Source organism: Actinomadura meridiana, assembly GCF_039537545.1.
GTDB lineage: Bacteria > Actinomycetota > Actinomycetes > Streptosporangiales > Streptosporangiaceae > Spirillospora > Spirillospora meridiana.
In genome coordinates this window covers 211,803-229,949 of sequence record NZ_BAABAS010000003.1, presented here as the reverse complement: position 1 = coordinate 229,949, position 18,147 = coordinate 211,803, and the positions used below count along the sequence as shown (strand labels likewise).

Sequence of the window (18,147 nt, the reverse complement as noted above, 5' to 3'; positions counted from 1 at the left end):
TGGCCCTTCCCATCGGAGCTTCCCGCGAACTGATCAAGAAGACCATGGAGCAGCTAGCATGAAGTCATCCCCCGAATGGCGGAAATCCACCCGTTCCACCGGAGGTACGAGCGGCGAGTGCGTCGAGTTGGCCTCGCTGGAGGGTTCTGTCGGCATCCGTGACAGCAAGAACCCCCAGAATCCCCACCTCACGGTCGGCATGGAAGCCATGAGTAATCTTTTCATCCGTGTTAAGACTGGCGAGCTGGACCTCTAACCAGTTGCGGCAGAAGCCCCTCGGCGCGGCCGGGGGGCTTCTTGTCTCTGATCGGGTGAGGTGTCGTCGCCTTGGACCTCTCCGATCTGCACCATGATTGATCGATTTTGGATCGAGGCTGATCTGTTGGCCATTTCGGTGGGGTGGCGGAATCGGCACGCCCGGAACCCTCTTTCGAGGGCGCCTTGACCGTGGCCGCCGTCGGGGCGAGGGTCGTTGTTGGTTCGGCTGTAACTCTCGTGTTCAGTGTGGAGGCGCTGTTGTGGATGGTTTGCACTTCGTCGGCGGTGCTGGATCGAGTGCTGCTACAACCCATTCAGAAGGCATTCCGGCATCGGAATGCTGAGCCCGGTCGCCTTCGAGGAACAACACCGCGGCGCCTCACCGCCGACCGGCTGATCCATCTCACCCCCAGGTGGCCGTGCTACGGGGGAACCTCAGCCCCCGGCTTCGTCCGGGTGCTTCTCTCGTTTTTGGCTACTTTCTTTCGTCACGCGGGGGCGTGGTCGTCCAGCACTCCGATCAGCTCAGGGATCTGGCTAGCTGGGAAGTAGACGTTGCTGTAATCAGCCATGCCTTCCGGGCCAAGCCAGACATGCGAGGACCAGCCGTCTTCGGCTTTAGCTGTGAGTCGAGGGTTGAACTCTTGGGTCCCGTCGAGGGCCTTCATCAGGTTGTGTGCATCGGTCAGAGGGAGCTTCAGCCAGGCGTAGCTATCGAGGAAGGCGTGCCATCGTTCCGCCACTGGCCACATACCGCCGTTGGCCATCGCGTCACCAACGTCTTGGCAGCACATGAGCGTCGTATATCCCGCCGCCCAGAGGCGGCGGACGACCGGAACCATCAGTTCGTCGATCCGTGCGGTCAGACCGCTCGGGGTACGGGTCTCTTCAGCGGGGTGCACCTCGGTGAGTGCTGCCATGAGTGTCCCTTCGATAAGCCGCCCACCGCCGTGCAGCGGCCACCGTCGCGTTGATCCAAGGGTCGGGATTCGACTCGGGATACAGACCTGTCCAAGTCGCCTCAGTGGAGGCGACGCTGATCTCTACCGAAGTGGTGTCTGCGGTACGCCAGACCGGAAGGTCGGCGATGATGCGTTCGGCGTCCGCCGGGGTGTGACCACAGGTGATGAGACAAAGCGCGACCTCGGCCGCGTCCGACCACGCAATCCCGCGCGTGGGGCAGGCCCAGTCCACCAGGTACGCCTTACCGTTGGCGATGCGCACGTTGCCTGGATTGGGGTCGGTGTGAAGGAGCCCGCTTCCAGCGAAGCGCCACAGGTCGTCCTCCGGCGTGAAGTTCTTCATCCGTGCGGGCAGTTCCGGGAAGCCAAGGTCCGGACATTCGATCTCGGCCAGCCACGCCAGTGTCTCCACGATCTTCGGAATGTCGGGGGAGCCTGGTGAGTAGTCGATGCGTCGACCGTCGATGTACTCCCAACCGAGCAGTTTCCACCCCGCAGTCTCGATCTCGAACGCGAGCGCTGGGGAGATGGGAACCACGTAGGGGTTGATCACAGCCTCACGGCCCAGCGACCTCATCCGGCGAGGATTGTCAGTCCGGCTGCCCTTGACGAACAGCCGGTCAGATCGGAGGTGAAGGACGAGGGTGACATCGGAGTTGATGCCCTCGCTTATGGGTTCTGCCTTCACCACCGTCCCAGCCTTCTCTTCGATCGCCTCACGTACCTGAGCTGGCAAGTCTTCCCACTGGTCTCGTTCGGGCATGAGGGGAAGCCTGCCATGGGGCGGGCGCCGCCCGCTGGGGAACGGCGCCCGTTTGTATCGGCCTGGTCAGAGTTGGAGCTGACCGGCCTTGATCCGGTTGACGAGGTTGGCCATGTCGGTGCGGGACACCGTCAGATGTCCGGCATCGGGGGCCTGGCTGTCGCGCAGGCCGATGGAGCCGCCCAGGTCGGCGGCCTCGACGCACTGTGCCTTGTTGGTCTCGTCGCCGCTGTAGGACGACTTGCGCCACATCTGAGTTTGCGGTCCGAGCTGCATCTTTCTCAACCTCTCTGGTGGGTGCGAGGGGCCCAGGAAATCACTCGAAGCCAGGCCCCTTTATCCTTGACGGTGAAGGGATGCGGTCTATAGGCCACCCTCTTTCTTCATCTTGACCACGCCAGGTCTGAGATGGCCGCGTCGTTATTCGCACCCGCAATCGCAAGACCCTACGCGATTGGAGTGGTCCCCGTCCGAGTAAGGAGTGCATATACCGATGTTGGGAATTCCTTCCGCTCGCGGCGAGATATCCAGAAAGAGACGTCGAAGCACTATTTCGTCCTTTCGGTGCGGTGCGGTGCGGTGCGGTGCGGTGCGGGTTGTTGGTTCATCTCGTAGCGCCGGGGTCCACCGAACGCATCCGGTTTCGGTCCGTCACTGTAAGAAACCACTGCCCACGACATACTCACCAGGGGACACTGGTGGACGCGGGCGGACGTCAGCGGAAGCCGCCCAGGTGAAGCGTCTAGGCAGGATTGATCCGATGCGCGATGATGAGGATCTGATGGAACTGCCCGAGCGGATCCGGCTGCTCCTTGAGCGGAAGATCTGGTCACAACGTGCCCTCGTGAGGGAAATGCGGGATGTTGCTGCTCCCGGGGAGCGAGCCCAACTCCCCTCCCTTGACTCCATGGCACGTCGGATACGTGCCCATCAGAAGGGGGAGCCGGTTGGCCCGGTTTATGCCGAGCTGTACCGGCGCCTGTTCGCCAAGTACGGGGAAGTGTTCAGCCCGGCAACGCTGGCAGGCCCCGAGGACATTGCCGATCCGCTCGTACTCGCCTGGACAGTAGGAAGGCTCAACCAGCGCGTGGACCGTAGAACACTGCTCCAACTCGCCGCCGTGACCGTGACGGGCCCCTCTGCACTCGAACCTGCTGAGCGACTTATGAAGGCTCTTACAGGCACGAACAGGCCGGACATTGAGACCGTCCGACACCTGGAAGACCGAACCAAGGGCTTCCACCGGCTGGAGGAACATTGGCCAGCTCGGAAGCTCTACCCCGCCCTGCTGACTCACATCGGTGAGATCAGCACCCTCCTGGAAGTAAATCGCGATGAGTCGTTACGTCGGAGACTTGCTGTTTCCGCAGGGGAATCGGCGGTCCTAGCTGCCTGGTTCGCGTGGGAGCTAGGAGACCGAGGGAGGGCCGAGGAACAAGCTCGACTCGTTGGGATAGCCGCCAAATACGCAGACGATGTGGCCTCTGCCGCCTGTATGGGCGGATACCAGACGTACATGACGGGAGGAAATCATGTCGTGGGGGTGTCTCTGGCCACAGGTGCACTGAACCGCCTCGGAAATGGCGATAAAGCGACAAGGGCGTGGCTTCTCGCCCGTAAAGGCGAGGAAGCCGCCCTCACTGGGGACCGTCAGACCGCTCTGGAGTCCATCAGAGAGGCAGAAGACGTGTACGCCGGGGCGAACAACGCTGCACGACCTTGGACCTTCTTCCTTGATCCCGCGAGGTTCGCTTCCATGACCTTGTCCGTGTACTCCCGCATCGCCGAGGAGGACCGGGCGATGCGGGCGAGCCAGCGAGTCTCGGCTTTCATGGGGCCCGCGACGGAGACGAAGAAGCTCTGTGTGGTCCAAGCGGACATGGCCTTGGCCTACTTCAGGCTTGGAGACGTCACCGAGGCCGTTCGGTACGCAAAGTCGTCGCTCGAAGCGACCACAACCATGGCGGCCCCACTCGGGTGGGACCGCCTAGACCAGGTCGTAGACGAGTTCTCCAGCTCCAGAGCGCCGGCCGCGAGTCAGTTCCGTGCTGAGTACGCGGCTACCCGTCCGAAGACGGAGCTGCCGTCTCTTCTCTGATCCACGTCAGGTAGTCACCCAGGCCCCCGACGATCGGTACGGCAACGATCTCGGGGGTGTCGTAGCTGTGGTTGGCCTTGACGCTGGTCACCAGGTCGTCCAGACGCTCATCAGTCGTCTTCATGACGATCAGAAACTCTTCGTCGTTCTCCAGCTTGCCCTGCCACCAGTAGGTGGACGTGATCGGCCCACTGATCTGGGCACAAGCCGCTAGATGACCCTCGACCGCGGCCCGTACCACCTTTTCTGCCTCCTCACGGCTTCCTGCCGTGACGTGCACTTCGAGGTTCTGGCTCATGGGACGACCCTAACTGTGGACGGCAAGCCCAAGGGCCTGGTCACCCGCCAGGACCTCATCGCCTTCCTGGCGTCCACCACCCCCTGACATACAGAGCACTTCCGACAACGCAGAAGCGCCGGAGCCCGTTTGGGCTCCGGCGCTTGTGTTATAGAAGGTGTCGGGTTGCGCGTGTTGGCCGGTGGGCGGCGTTTCGGGCCTTCGCGCGCAACCCGACGTTCGTGGCGGCTACCGGTAGCCGGAGGGGATGTAGTCCTCTCGGGTGTCGGCGGGCCTGACCTGCTTCTTCGGTGCGTCGCCATGTCCCGGCCACCAGGCCTTGTGGCCCAGCAGCGCGGTGACGCTCGGCACCAGGAACATCGCCATCACGAAGGCCGACAGCGCGATGCCGAGCGCGATGGAGAAGCCCATCTGCTGGAGCATCGACACCTTGGCCAGCAGCATCACCGAGAACGTCCCGGCGAGGATCAGCCCGGCCGCGGCGACCGTCGGGCCGCCGTGCTGGACCGCCAGGGCGGCGGCCTTGCGCGGCTCGTGGCCCTCCTTGGCCTCCTCGCGCAGACGCGCGGTCATCAGGATGTTGTAGTCGGTCCCGATGGCGAGGACGAACAGATACAACATGATCGGTAGGTGGAAGATCTCCCCGGGTTCGCCCTTCAGTCCCTGGAAGACGTACACCGCTGATCCGAGCGTCGCGGCGAAGCCCAGCAGGACCGCCGGGACCAGGTAGAGCGGTGCGACCACCGACCTCAGCAGCACCAGCAGGATCAACGCGATGAGCGCGCCGGCGATCGGCAGGATCACCGACAGGTCGCGGCTGACCACCTTGTTGATGTCGCTGTAGATCGCGGTCTCCCCGCCGACGAACACCTCGGTGCCCTTGGGCGCGATGTCGTGCACCGCCGGTCCGAGATCGTTCTTGACCAGGCTGATCGCCTTGTTGTCGACCGGGTTGCCGTTGAGGACCAGGTCGACCTGGCCGACCTTGCCGTCCTTGGCGAGCACGGCGGGCTGGACGCCCCCGACGCCGGGCAGGGACTTGGCCTTCTGGCCGAACTGGTTCAGCTCGGCCTTCGTCAGCGGCTGGCCGTCGGTGGAGCGGACCATGACCTCGACCGGCGTGTTCTGCCCGGCCGGGAAGCCCCGTTGCAGGTCCTTGGTGGCCTGCGCCGACTCTGTGTCCTGCGGGAAGCTGGACTGGAAGTCGTAGTCGGACTTGAACGCGACCGCACCGGACGCGAGCGCGGCCAGCAGGGCGCCCGAGACGAGGGCGACCACGACCGGGCGCTTGCCGACCATCCGGCCGAGCCGGACGGAGAGCTTGGCGCTCGGCTGCTTCTTCCACGACTTGGACGGCCAGAACACCGCCGTGCCGACCAGCGACAGGATCGCGGGGATCAGCGTCAGCGCCGTGATCCCCATCACCAGGACGCCGATGGCGAGCGACGGGCCCCAGGCGGCGAAGATCCCGAAGGACGCCAGCATCAGCACCAGGAACGTCGCCGCGATCGCGAGCGCCGCGGAGGTGATGACCTCGCCGACCCGCGACACCGCCGAGACCAGCGCGGTCTTCTTGTCCTCACCGGCCCGCAGCCGTTCCCGGTAGCGGAACAGCAGGAACAGGTAGTAGTCGGCACCGACGCCGAACAACACGATGGTCAGGATGATCTGGAGGCTGTCGTCACCGTTGAAGTCCAGCACCTTGGACGCCGCGCCGATCAACCCCATCGACACCTGTTCGGTGGCGATGACCACGATGATCGGCAGGATCGCCGCCAGCGGCGCACGGAAGATCACCAGGATCAGGCCGATGATCAGTGCGAAGGTGGCGATGGTGATCAGCTGGAAGGACTGGGTGAAGGAGTCCTCGTTGTCGACCCAGGCCGCGGGCTCACCGCCCACCTTGGCCTTCAGGGTCGTCCCCAGGTCCTTGGACAGCTGGGTACGGATGTCCTTGACCGACTGACTCTGGTCCTTGGAGGCGTCCCCGCTGACCGTCTCCATCGGGACGCTGATCAGCTGGATGGTCTTGTTGGGGGCGACCGCGTCCGGGCCCGTCTGGAAGCCCTGCACCGTCGGGTACTTCCTGGCGGTCAGGCTCTGGGCCGTCTCGGCGATCTTGGCGCTGTCCGCGGGGGTGATCTTGCCGCCGTCGGCGCGCTGCACCACGATCAGCGCGGACAGGTCCGTCTGGTCGGGGAAGGCCTTCTCGGCCACCTTGGCGGCCTGGACGGACTCGTACTTGGACGGCAGGAACTCGCCCTGGTCGGACTCGGTGGCCAGCTTGGGTGACAAGGCGATGATGAGGACCGCGGCCACAAGCCAGGCCCCGATCGTCCACCATGGATGTCGCACGACGAAGCGCGCGAGTCCTGCGAACATGCGTTTTCCTTAGTTCGGTGCGGGACAGGTTCAGATTCGATCAGCGATACCTGTAAAACGGTAGAGAACGGTCGGGGGTGCTGTGGTCAACCCCCGTGCCGAAATATGTGCTGATACCTGCGGGGGAGCCCCTCATCCTCTGGGAGGGGAGCGGGCTGGATAGCCTCGTACTCATGGACAACGACGTTCACCTGGGCTTCGATTCCCTCGCCCTGCACGCGGGGCAGGAACCGGACCCCACCACCGGCGCGGTCGTCCCGCCGATCTATCAGGTCTCCACGTACAAGCAGGACGGCATCGGCGGCCTGCGCGGCGGCTACGAGTACTCCCGGTCGGCGAACCCCACCCGGACGGCCCTGGAGACCTGTCTCGCGGCCGTGGAGAGCGGCACGCGCGGGCTGGCGTTCGCGTCCGGCCTCGCCGCCGAGGACGCGCTGCTCCGCACGGTGTGCCGCCCCGGTGACCACGTCGTCATCCCGAACGACGCCTATGGCGGCACCTACCGTTTGTTCGCGAAGGTCGCCGAGCCGTGGGGGCTCGCATTCGATGCCATACCCCTGGCGGACCTCGATGCCGTCCGGGCGGCGATCCGGCCCGAGACGAAGATCGTGTGGGTGGAGACGCCGACCAACCCGCTGCTCGGCATCGCCGACATCGCGGCGCTCGCGGACGCCGCCCACGACGCGGGCGCGCTGCTGGTCGTCGACAACACCTTCGCCTCGCCGTACCTGCAACGGCCCCTGGAACTCGGCGCGGACGTCGTCGTCCACTCGACCACCAAGTACATCGGCGGGCACTCCGACGTCGTCGGCGGCGCGCTGGTCGCGGCGGACGCGGACCTCGGGGAGCGGCTCGCGTTCCACCAGAACGCGATGGGCGCCGTCGCGGGCCCGTTCGACGCCTGGCTCACCCTGCGCGGGATCAAGACACTCGGCGTGCGGATGGACCGGCACTGCGCGAACGCCGAGAAGATCGCGGAGACGCTCGGGCGGCACCCGTCCGTCCGGCAGGTGCTGTATCCGGGGCTGCCGAGCCATCCCGGCCACGACGTCGCGGCCAAGCAGATGCGGGCGTTCGGGGGGATGGTGTCGGTCCGGATGGAGTCCGAGGAGGCCGCCGTCCGGCTGTGCGAGCGGACGAAGCTGTTCACACTCGGCGAGTCGCTCGGCGGCGTCGAGTCGCTGATCGAACATCCGGGCCGGATGACGCACGCCTCGGCGGCCGGCTCGCCGCTGGAAGTGCCCGCTGACCTGGTGCGACTGTCGGTCGGCATCGAGGACGCCGACGACCTGCGCCGCGATCTGGAACGTGCCCTCGGCTGAGCCGTCCGCGGCCGAACGAGTTGGTCTCCCGCCACCGGGATGATCAAACCTCTATAATCAGCGCGCCAGGTTCGTGGAGAAAGGGCCCCGGAGTGCGGAAAACACTGGTCTGTGGGGCGGCGTTCGCCGCAGTGTGCGTCTCGGCCGTCGCCGTGCCCGCGGGCGCGCACGCGAACGCGCCGGGGCCGACGCCGTCCGGCCCGGCCGTGACGGAGCCCGGTCCGCCGGGACCCACCGAGACCGGCTCGCCGTCGACGTCGTCCACGTCGCAGCCGGAGGGCCCACAGGACGGCGGGACGCCGGGCGGCGGCCAGACCGCGGGGCCGGACGGCGAGCCCGACGGCACCGTCACCGCGCACGCGGTCATGGTGACGCCCGAGCTGCCGAAGGTCCGCGGCTACGCCTACGGCAAGGCGTCCGCCCAGCGCATCGACGCCTACTGGCGCGACCAGGGCCCGCGGGCCAGGCCCCGGCCGGTGGTGCTGATCCTGCACGGGGGCTACTGGCTCGGCGGCGACAAGGGCGGCGGCTGGAAGTACTTCGCGCGGCGGCTCACCGAGGAGGGCTACGTCGTCCTGTCGGCGAACTACCGGCTCGCGCCGAAGGCGCAGTGGCCCGCGCAACGCGACGACTCGCTCGCCGCGCTCGACTTCATCAAGCGGCACGCGCGGCTGTGGAACGCCGACCCGTCGCGTGTCGCGGTGCTCGGCTCGTCGGCGGGCGGGCACCTAGCGACGCAACTCGGCACGTTCGGGACGGGCACCCGGCAGGTGCGCGGCGTGGTCGCGCTGTCGCCGCCGAACAACCCGCTGATGGCCTTCCAGGACGGCCTGAAGCCCGGCGCCTCACCCCGGCAGGTCAAGCTGCGGCGGGCCGTGACCGACCTCGTCGGCTGCACCCCCGACACCGCCTCCGACGACGCCGTCGGCCTGGCGGAGTGCGCGGGGCGGCTGGAGGACGCCAGCAGCGTCACGCACGTCTCGCCCGGCGACGCGCCGATGCTGCTGATGCACGGGTCGGGCGACTTCGTCCCGGTCGCGCAGAGCACCGAGCTGGCGACCGCGCTGCGGGCCGCGGGCGTCCCGGTGACGGTGAAGACCGTCGAGGGCGACATGCACGCGGCGGAGATGCTGGACGACGAGCACACCTACCCGACGATCGTGAGCTTCCTCAAGAAGCACCTGAAGCCGCGCGCCCAGTAGGCCCGAGCGAGTGGGCCCGAGCGAGTGGGCCCGAGCGAGTGGGCCCGAGCGGGGTCAGTGGCGGGCGCGGCGTACCCGCAGGTAGTCGCTGACGACGTACTCGCCGAGCCGGTCGGCGTCGGGGGCGAAGACGCGGCCGCCGTTGCGGCGCGCGACCTCCTCCACGAACGACACGAGGCGGCGGTCCTCGGCGAGCATGAAGAAGTTCATGCAGGCGCCGCGCCGGGTCATCTTGTCGACCTCGGCGAGCGTGAGGACGAGCGTGTCGGTGGACGGCGGGTAGTCGAACAGCGAGCGTCCGTCGGGCCGCAGATGCGCGGTCGGCTCGCCGTCGGTGACGACCAGGACGATCGGCTCGAAGTCGGGATGCCGGTCCAGATGCCGTCCCGCGATCATCAGCGCGTGGTGCAGGTTTGTGCCCTGCACCATGTCCCAGTCGAGGCCCGCCATCTCCGTCGGATGCAGCACCCGCGCGTAGTTCGAGAACCCGATGATCTGGATGGCGTCCTGCGGGAACTTGCTGGTCACCAGCGTATGGAGCGCGAGGGTCGTCTGTTTGGCGACGGCCCACGTCCCGCGCAGCACCATCGAGTACGACAGGTCGACCAGCAGGCAGACGGCCGCGCCGGTGCGCCGCTCGGTCTCCTGCACCTCGAAGTCGTCGACGCTCAGCCGCACCCCGTTCGGCCGCCCCGAACCGTTGCCCCCGGCGGTCGTGGACGTCGGGGACGTCGCGGCGCCGGGTTCCAGTGCGTCGGAGGCGGTCGGACGGGTCGCGAGGCCCGCTCCGGCGTCCATGGCGCTGCGGCGGATGGCGTTGCCGACCGTCCGGACGACGTCGAGGGGCTGCTCGTCCCCGAACCGCCACTCGCGGCTGGAGCCGGTCAGCTCGCCCGCCTGGCCCGCGTCCCGCTGCTCGTGGTCGCCCTGCCGCCCGGCCGCCAGCTGGGAGAACACGCGGCGCAGCGCGGTCTCGCCGAGGCGACGCACCGCCTTCGGCGTCAGCTCCAGCTTGCCGCTCTTGCGCCGCAGGTAGCCCTGGCGTTCCAGCTCGGCCTCGATGCGGCGCAGTTCGGCGAGATCGTCGACGGCCTGGCGGCCGAGGGCGCGGCGGACGGCGTCCTCGTCGATGTCGTCAAGCCGGGCGCCCGGGTAGTCCTGCCCGAGCGCCGCCTCCAGCTCGCTGAGGTCGGCCAGTTCGGCGAGCGCGGTCGTGGCGTCGCCCATGCCGAGCGGGTCGTCGCCGGTCATCTCCTCGGGACGCCCCCAGCCGAGGTCGGGACGGCGGACCCGCAGCGCGTCGCCGAGGCGGGTCATCTCCATGGCGAGCCCGGCGTCCTGCATGGCCTGCTCCATCAGCCCGGCCAGCTCGGCGCGCTGCTCGGGACTGAGGGACGCCAGCAGCCGGTCCATGGCGGCGGCGCGGCGGGCGAGGGAGTCGACCAGCTCTTCGAGGTTCTGCGGGTCGTCGGGGAACATGTCGCCGTACTGGCCCATGAACCGGTCGAAGTCGTCCTGGGTGTGTTCGCCGCGCGCGTCGCGTTCGAGCATCTCGTTCAGCGCGGCCATCATGTCCTTGACGCGTTCCATGGAGGCCGGGTCCTGGTTGGCCAGGGCCTGTTTCATGCCCTGGAACTGGGCGTCCAGTACCTCGCGGCGCAGCAGGTCCTTCAGCTGCTCGAACGTGTGCCGGGCGGCGCCCGAGCGCCAGTCGTAGCCGGACAGCCGCCGGATCGCCTGGGCCGTGTCGGACGGCAGCGCGTCCAGCTCGGCCTCGCGCAGCCGGGCGTCGTCGCTCGGGTCGGGGAACAGCTCGGCGCGCTCCTGCCCGATCGCGGTGTCGAGCAGCGCGCGGGCCTGCTCCAGCGTCCCGTCGAGACGGCCCCGGTCGCGCAGGGCGCGGCGCCGCTCCCGCACCTGGCGGAGCATGTCGTCGAGGCCGCGCATGTCAGGCCGCCCGGGCAGGCCGCGTCGCAGCAGGTCGCGCAGCGCGTCGTCGGGGCGCGTGCCGTCCAGCACCGAGTCGCCCATCGCGTCGAGGGCGTCGCGGACGTCGTAGGGCGGGGCGAGCGGATCGGGTCCGTCCTCGTACGCTCCGTAGCGGTAGCGGCTCATCGAAGCTCCTTGCGTTGGAGATCTCTGGCCCTGGTCGGGCGTCGGGTACGGCGTGGGTTCGACGTCGTGATCGGCGTCGGGTTCGGCGTCAGGTTCGGTAGGTGGCGGTGCCCTCGCCCCGTCCGGCGGAGACGTCCTTGGACAGCCGCCGGGTGAGGAACAGGCCCTCCAGGGCGAACTCCAGCGCGGCCGCGGCCTGCCCGGGGGACTCCCCGCTCAGGTCGAGCCGTTCCATGAGCTTGGCGAGGCCGGGGACGTGGCCGACGCGGCGCAGCAGCTCCGTCGCGGGGACCAGCTCGCCCGACTCGACGGACTCGCCGGAGTCGAACTTGTCGAGCAGGCCGTTCAGGTCGGCGGCGCCGAGCGTCCGCCGGTAGGTCTCGGCGACGGCCCGGCGCAGCAGATGCTCCAGCACCTCCTGCTCGCGGCCCTCCTCGCTGACCTCGAACTCGACCTTGCCCATCAGCGACGGGACGACGGCGGGCAGGTCGCAGACGCGGGCGACGGCGTGGTCCTCGCCGGTGAGCGCGGCGCGCCGCACCGCGCCCGCCGCGACGGTCTCGGCGCCCGCGAGCGCGAACCGGGCCGACACGCCGGACCGGGCGTCCACCGCCGTCGACTCGCGGACGAGCCGGGTGAACCGCCCGATGATCTCGATGAGATGGCCCGGCACCTCGGCGGGCAGCCCGGCGAGGTCGGCGAAGTCGGTCTCCTGCCGGATCAGCGCCAGCTCGGCGTCGAGGTCGAGCGGGTAGTGGGTGCGGATCTCGGCGCCGAAGCGGTCCTTCAGCGGGGTGATGATCCGGCCGCGGTTGGTGTAGTCCTCGGGGTTGGCGGACGCGACGAGCAGCACGTCCAGCGGCAGCCGCAGCGCGTAGCCGCGGACCTGGACGTCGCGCTCCTCCAGCACGTTCAGCAGCGCGACCTGGATCCGTTCGGCGAGGTCGGGCAGCTCGTTGATGGAGAAGACGCCCCGGTTGGTGCGCGGCACGAGCCCGAAGTGGACGGTCTCCGGGTCGCCGAGCGTCCGGCCCTCCGCGACCTTGATCGGGTCGACGTCGCCGATGAGGTCGCCGACGCTGGTGTCGGGAGTGGCGAGCTTCTCGCCGTAGCGGTCGTCGCGGTGCCGCCACTCGACCGGCAGGTCGTCGCCCAGCTCGGCGGCGAGGCGGCGGCAGCGGACGCACACCGGCGCGTACGGATGGTCGTTGATCTCGCACCCGGCGACGACCGGGGTCCACTCGTCCAGCAGCCCGACCAGGGTGCGGATCAGCCGCGTCTTGCCCTGCCCGCGCTCGCCGAGCAGCACCAGGTCGTGCCCGGCGAGCAGGGCGCGTTCGAGGTGGGGGAGCACGGTGTCGTCGAACCCGAGGATCCCGGGGAAGCGCGGCTCGCCGGATCTCAGCCGGGTGAGCAGGTTACGGCGGATCTCGGCCTTCACCGAGAGCTGGACGTGGCCGCTGGTGCGCAGCTCGCCCAGAGTGGCCGTGCTGGGCAGGGATTCTCGGGGTGTGGAAGAACGCACGCGACCGACACTACGTCGCGGGTAAGAGGAATCGCACCCTCCGACCATGGATTCGTCCGCTATGCCCTGTCTTGTCCGTGCCTTGCGTCAAGAGGCCTCGGGCGGGTCCCGGCGTTTGGGTGGACGGCCCGTGGCGGGGGAGACTGAAAGTGTGACCGATGCACGGTGAGGGCGATCCTCAATGAGGGAGGGGCGCCGATGGCGCGATTCGGTGATGGCCTGGCCGTCGGGCGCGATCTGTCCGAGGCCGCCGCGGCCGCGGTGGAACAGGCGCTGGCGCCGCTCAGCGCGGCGCCCGACCTGGTATGCGTCTTCATGACGGGCGACGACCCGGTGGAGTTCGAGAAGGCGGCCGCCGCGGCGACGCGGGCGGCCGGGCCCGCGGTCCTGCTCGGGTGCAGCGGGGCCGGGGTGATCGGCGCCGGACGCGGCGTGGAGGACTCCGCCGCCGTCAGCGCGTGGGCGGCGGTGCTGCCCGGCGCGCGGCTCGACCCGTTCCGGCTGGAGACTCTCAAGGCCGACGACCGGCTCGTCGTCGTCGGCATGCCCGAGGGACAGGACGACGACGTGGTCGGCGTGCTGCTGACCGACCCGTACAGCTTCCCCGTGGACGCCTTCGTGGAGCGCTCGGACGACGCCCTGCCCGGCCTGCCCCTCGTCGGCGGGTTCGCCGAGGGCAGCGAGCGGGGCGACGCGCGGCTGTTCGTCGGCGGGGAGGTGTACACCGACGGCGCGGTCGGCGTCGTGATCGGCGGGCCCGTCGCCGCCGCGACCGTGGTCAGCCAGGGCGCCCGCCCGATCGGCCCCGACATGGTGGTGACGCGGGCGGAGGACAACGTCCTCTACGAACTGGCAGGGACGCCCGCGCTGGCGAAGCTGGAGGAGATTGTCCTCGAACTGCCGGAGGCCGAGCAGGAACTCGCCGGGCAGGGCCTGCTGATCGGCGTCGCCATGGACGAGTACGCCGACGAGCACGAACATGGCGACTTCCTGGTGCGCGGCGTCGTCGGCGCCGACACCGACAGCGGCGCCATCGCGATCGGTGACGTGGTCGACGTGGGACGGACCGTCAGGTTCCAGGTCCGCGACGCCGGGGCCGCCGAGAAAGACCTGTCCGCGTTGCTCGAACGGTTCGACATGGCGCCGGTGGAGGGCGCGTTGCTGTTCGCCTGCAACGGGCGCGGCCAGGCGATGTTCCCCGACTCCGACCATGACGTCCGCGTCCTGGACCGGGCGTTCGGGCCCGCCGGGGTGGGCGGCTTCTTCGCCGCCGGTGAGATCGGCCCCGTCGCGGGACGCAACCACGTGCACGGGTTCACGGCGTCCATCCTGGCCTTCGGCAGGGCGGGGGAGCCTGCGTGAGCGATGCCCGCCTCCCGGACCGGCCGGTGCTGGCGGTGGACATCGGCGGGACGAAGCTGGCCGCCGCGCTCGTCGACCCGGACGGACGCGTCCTGGCCGACGCCCGCGTCGCGACGCCGAACCCGGCCGTCCCGGACGCCGGTGGCCTGGCCGCCGAGCGGCTGTGGCGGACGCTGGAGTCGCTGCTCGGCAAGCTCACCGCCGACGCGGGCGGTCCGCCGCTCGCGGGCGTCGGCGTCGGCTGCGGCGGTCCGATGGCGTGGCCCGCCGCCCGCGTGTCGCCGCTCAACATCCCGGCCTGGCGGGGCTTCCCGCTGCGGGCGCGGCTCCGCGCGCTGTATCCGGGGCTGCCCGTCCGGATCCACAACGACGCCATCTGCGTCGCGGGCGGCGAGCACTGGCGCGGCGCCGGACGCGGATACGGCAACGTCCTCGGCGTGGTCGTGTCCACGGGCGTCGGCGGCGGGCTCATCCTGGGCGGACGGCTCGTCAACGGCGCCAGCGGCAACGCCGGACATGTCGGGCACGTCGTCGTCGATCCCGGCGGGCCGCCCTGCGCGTGCGGCGGACGCGGCTGCCTGGAGGCCGTCGCGCGCGGCCCCGCGCTCGTCGCCTGGGCGCGCGAGCAGGGCTGGCGTCCCGACGACCCGGCGGCGACCGGGGTCGAGCTGGCCGCCGACGCGCGGCGGGGCGACCCGGTGGCGGTCGCGGCGATGCGCCGGGCGGGCCGGGCCGTCGGCATCGCGCTCGCGTCCACGACGCACCTGTGCGACCTGGAGGTCGCGGCCCTCGGCGGCGGCCTGTCGCAGACCGGACGGCTCCTGTTCGACCCGCTGGAGGAGGCGTTCCGGACGCATGCGCGGCTGGAGTTCGCGCGCCGGGTCGAGATCGTCCCGGCGGCGCTCGGCCAGACCGCCGGGCTCGTCGGCGCCGCCGCCCTCGTCCTCGCCCAAGATCGTTACTGGAGTGCGGGCTGAGCGGGCGAGGTGCGAGGATCCTCCCATGAGCACGGTCACCGTGGACGATGTGCGCGCCGCCAGGGAACTCCTCCGGGCGGTGGCCGTCCCCACCCCCATGATCCCGTCGCGGGTGCTGTCGGAGCAGCTCGGCGGGCCCGTCCTGCTGAAGTGCGAGAACCTGCAACGCACCGGCTCGTTCAAGATCCGCGGCGCGTACGCGCGGATCGCGGGTCTGGACGAGCGCGAGCGCGCCCGCGGCGTCGTCGCGGCCAGCGCGGGCAACCACGCGCAGGGCGTCGCGCTCGCCGCGTCGATGCTCGGCTGCAAGGCCACCGTCTTCATGCCGATCGGCGCCCCGCTCCCCAAGATCGCCGCGACCCGCGGCTACGGCGCCGAGATCGTGTTCCCCGGGCCGTCCGTGGACGACTGTCTCGTCGCCGCGCGCCGGTACGCCGACGAATGCGGCGCGGTGTTCATCCACCCGTTCGACCACCCGGACGTCGTCGCCGGGCAGGCCACCATCGGCCTGGAGATGCTGGAGCAGTGCCCCGAAGTGCGGACGATCGTCGCCCCGGTCGGCGGCGGCGGCCTGCTGTCGGGCATCGCGGCCGCCGCCAAGGGCGTGGTGAAGGAGACCCGCGACCGCGGGGTCAAGATCGTCGGCGCGCAGGCCAAACGGGCGGCGGCGTTCCCGCCCTCCCTCGCCGCCGGGGAGCCGACGCAGATCGACATCGAGCCGACGATGGCGGACGGGATCGCGGTCGGACGCCCCGGCGACCTCACCTTCGCCATGGTCACCGAGCTGGTCGACGCGGTCGTCACCGTCTCCGAGGAGTCCATCTCGCAGGCACTGCTGTTGTGCCTCGAACGTGCCAAACAGGTCGTCGAGCCCGCGGGCGCCGCCGGTGTGGCGGCGCTGCTTGAGCACGCCTACGCGGTGGAGCCGCCCGTGGTGGTGCTGCTGTCGGGCGGCAACATCGACCCGCTTCTGCTGTCGAAGGTGCTGCGGCACGGGCTCGCCGGGGCGGGCCGGTACCTCGTCGTCCGCTGCCGGTTGAAGGACCGTCCCGGCGCGCTCGTGACACTGCTCAGCGAACTCGCGGAGCTGGGCGTGAACGTCCTGGACGTCATGCACGAACGGGTCGCCGCCCGGCTGCACGTCGAGGAGGCAGAAGTCCTCATGCACCTGGAGACCCGTGGCGCGGACCATTCCGAGGACGTCATCGCCCGGCTCCGCGAGAAGGGCTACACCCTCACGCTGAGCTGACCCGCCCTACACGGTGGGCTTGCCCTCGGAGTAGAGCCACGCCGTCGCCCAGGCGTCCAGGTTCTTGTGCGACACCCGTTCGGCGAAGCGGACGAAGTCCTTCGTGGACGCGTTGCCGAACCGGTACGCGGACGGCCACGTCTTGAGCAGCCGGTAGAACGACTTGTCGCCGATCGTCTTGCGCAGTGCGTGGATCGCCATCGCGCCACGGTCGTAGACGAGGCCGTCGAAGATGTGGTCGCGGCCCGGGTCGGACACCTTGCCCTTCCACAGGCTGTCGTCCGCCGGGGCCGAGTAGGTGGCGTCGAAGCTCTCCTGGACGGGCTTGCCCTCGAACTTCTCCGAGTACAGCCACTCGGAGTACGTCGCGAACCCCTCGTTGAGCCAGATGTCGGCCCACCGGAACGGCGACACCGCGTCCCCGAACCACTGGTGGCCCAGCTCGTGCGCGAGCAGCGTGCCGCGCGGGACGGTGCCCGGCCTGCGGCCCAGGTCGTACACCGGACGGCCCTGCGTCTCCAGCGCGTACCCGACGTTCGCCTTCACCACGATCCCGCCCGTCGACGTGAACGGGAAGCGCCCGTAGATGGACGACTCGAAGTCGGTGACCTCGCCCGTCTGGTCGTGGAACTTCTGCGCGTCGTCACCGGACACGGCCATGCCGCGGTCGGTGGCGGTCAGGTTCGGCACGCCCGCCTTCGTGCGCCCGCTGACGATGTCGTACTTGCCGATCGCGAGCATCGACAGCTCGCTGGCCATGGGACGCGGCATCTCCCAGCGGGAGGTCGTCCAGCCGTTCCGCGTGGACGTGCCGCGCAGGTCGCCGTTGGCGAGCGTGGTGAGGCTCTCCGGCGCGGACAGCACGAACGTGTACGTCGCCTTGTCGGTCGGGTGGTCGTTCACCGGGAAGACCGTCGCGGCGCCGAACGGCTGGTTCAGCATCACCGCGCCGTCGTCGGTCGGGACCCAGCCGGACGTGCCGAGCGTCGCGTCCTGGACCGTCTGCGGCATGCCCGAGTAGGCGACGGTCACCGTGAAGTTCCGGCCCTTCCGCAGCCCCTTGCGCGGGGTGACCACGAGTTCCTGCGCGCCCGTCCGCTGGTAGGACGCCGCGTGCCCGTCCACCCGCAGCGACGAGATCGTGAGCGGGCCGAGGAAGTCCAGGTCGAAGCGGGACAGGTTCTGCGTCGCCCGCGCCTTGACCCGCGTGACGGCCTGGATCCCCTTCGTCGCCGGGTCGTACTTCAGGCCGATGTCGTAGTGGGCGACGTCGTAGCCCCCGTTGCCCATGTCGGGGAAGTAGGGGTCGCCCGCGCCCGGCGCCCCTGGGGTGAACCGGGCGCTCGCCGGGCCCGCGGCCGCACCGGCGGGGGCCGCCGACACGGCGAGCGTCGCGGCGGTGCCCAGCGTCACGGCCGCCAGGGCCCTGGAGGTTCTGATCATCGGCCACATCCTTGTGTCATGGCTGTCGGTGATATGGCTGGCAGCCCCCTGTCAGGCGCCCTCACCGTGATCAACAATTTCCCCTGCGGCGGGCCGATTCAAGTGCGAATGGGTCTCGAATCCGTGGGGACGGCGTGGATTCGTGGCCGGAACCGGCATCGGGTCACCGGTGTGTCGCGTTCGGACCGTGC

15 protein-coding genes are annotated in these 18,147 nt (G+C 69.6%); 7 read left to right on the top strand and 8 right to left on the bottom strand.

Annotation, left to right across the window (positions count from 1 at the left end; genetic code table 11):
- The first annotated feature begins 58 nt into the window (after positions 1-58).
- A complete protein-coding gene (locus ABD808_RS02575; RefSeq protein ID WP_344888971.1) occupies positions 59-256 on the top strand; it encodes a DUF397 domain-containing protein in 198 nt (65 codons plus the stop codon).
- 490 nt (positions 257-746) lie between these two features.
- Here the strand turns inward: ABD808_RS02575 and ABD808_RS02570 are convergent, their stop codons facing one another.
- The 3 genes from ABD808_RS02570 to ABD808_RS02560 form a co-directional block, all read right to left on the bottom strand.
- Complete coding sequence (locus ABD808_RS02570; RefSeq protein ID WP_344888968.1) at positions 747-1,178, bottom strand: hypothetical protein; 432 nt, start codon at positions 1,176-1,178, stop codon at positions 747-749.
- Positions 1,147-1,983: a hypothetical protein gene (locus tag ABD808_RS02565; protein ID WP_344888965.1), complete on the bottom strand. Its 837-nt coding sequence runs from the start codon at positions 1,981-1,983 to the stop codon at positions 1,147-1,149. Before ABD808_RS02565 ends, ABD808_RS02570 begins: the two co-directional genes overlap by 32 nt.
- Before the next feature lie 66 nt (positions 1,984-2,049).
- Positions 2,050-2,259, bottom strand: coding sequence for a DUF397 domain-containing protein (locus ABD808_RS02560; RefSeq protein ID WP_344888962.1), 210 nt, complete (start codon positions 2,257-2,259; stop codon positions 2,050-2,052).
- Between the two features lie 484 nt (positions 2,260-2,743).
- Here ABD808_RS02560 and ABD808_RS02555 point away from each other — a divergent pair, with 484 nt between their 5' ends.
- Positions 2,744-4,081 (top strand): NsdA family TPR-like regulatory protein, encoded by a 1,338-nt coding sequence (locus ABD808_RS02555; RefSeq protein ID WP_344888959.1) that lies wholly within the window; start codon positions 2,744-2,746, stop codon positions 4,079-4,081.
- On the opposite strand, the gene cutA is transcribed toward ABD808_RS02555, so the two are convergent.
- Positions 4,044-4,379 carry a divalent-cation tolerance protein CutA gene (cutA, locus tag ABD808_RS02550; protein WP_344888956.1) on the bottom strand — a complete coding sequence of 112 codons (336 nt, stop codon included), beginning with the start codon at positions 4,377-4,379 and terminating at the stop codon, positions 4,044-4,046. The two genes, ABD808_RS02555 and cutA, sit on opposite strands and share 38 nt — an antisense overlap.
- Before the next feature lie 228 nt (positions 4,380-4,607).
- On the bottom strand, positions 4,608-6,761 hold the full coding sequence (locus ABD808_RS02545; protein ID WP_344888953.1) for an MMPL family transporter: 2,154 nt from the start codon (positions 6,759-6,761) through the stop codon (positions 4,608-4,610).
- Positions 6,762-6,934: 173 nt separating this feature from the next.
- On the opposite strand from ABD808_RS02545, the gene ABD808_RS02540 reads away from it, so the two are divergent.
- Positions 6,935-8,083, top strand: coding sequence for a cystathionine gamma-synthase (locus ABD808_RS02540; RefSeq protein ID WP_344888950.1), 1,149 nt, complete (start codon positions 6,935-6,937; stop codon positions 8,081-8,083).
- A 92-nt stretch (positions 8,084-8,175) separates the two neighbouring features.
- Entirely contained in the window at positions 8,176-9,285 is a 1,110-nt protein-coding gene (locus ABD808_RS02535; protein ID WP_344888947.1) for an alpha/beta hydrolase, read from the top strand.
- A 54-nt stretch (positions 9,286-9,339) separates the two neighbouring features.
- Here the strand turns inward: ABD808_RS02535 and ABD808_RS02530 are convergent, their stop codons facing one another.
- Positions 9,340-11,400 carry a vWA domain-containing protein gene (locus ABD808_RS02530; protein ID WP_344888944.1) on the bottom strand — a complete coding sequence of 687 codons (2,061 nt, stop codon included), beginning with the start codon at positions 11,398-11,400 and terminating at the stop codon, positions 9,340-9,342.
- Between the two features lie 88 nt (positions 11,401-11,488).
- Positions 11,489-12,925, bottom strand: a complete 1,437-nt coding sequence (locus ABD808_RS02525) for a sigma 54-interacting transcriptional regulator (protein WP_344888940.1) — start codon at positions 12,923-12,925, stop codon at positions 11,489-11,491.
- Between the two features lie 198 nt (positions 12,926-13,123).
- Here ABD808_RS02525 and ABD808_RS02520 point away from each other — a divergent pair, with 198 nt between their 5' ends.
- From ABD808_RS02520 to ilvA, 3 genes are read left to right on the top strand one after another with little or no spacing between them, the layout of a single operon-like run.
- Entirely contained in the window at positions 13,124-14,287 is a 1,164-nt protein-coding gene (locus ABD808_RS02520) for an FIST signal transduction protein (protein WP_344888937.1), read from the top strand.
- Positions 14,284-15,264, top strand: coding sequence for an ROK family protein (locus tag ABD808_RS02515; protein WP_344888934.1), 981 nt, complete (start codon positions 14,284-14,286; stop codon positions 15,262-15,264). Before ABD808_RS02520 ends, ABD808_RS02515 begins: the two co-directional genes overlap by 4 nt.
- Before the next feature lie 25 nt (positions 15,265-15,289).
- A complete protein-coding gene (gene ilvA / locus ABD808_RS02510; RefSeq protein ID WP_344888931.1) occupies positions 15,290-16,513 on the top strand; it encodes a threonine ammonia-lyase in 1,224 nt (407 codons plus the stop codon).
- 6 nt (positions 16,514-16,519) lie between these two features.
- Here the strand turns inward: ilvA and ABD808_RS02505 are convergent, their stop codons facing one another.
- Positions 16,520-17,956 carry a M1 family metallopeptidase gene (locus ABD808_RS02505; RefSeq protein ID WP_344888928.1) on the bottom strand — a complete coding sequence of 479 codons (1,437 nt, stop codon included), beginning with the start codon at positions 17,954-17,956 and terminating at the stop codon, positions 16,520-16,522.
- Positions 17,957-18,147 lie beyond the last annotated feature (191 nt).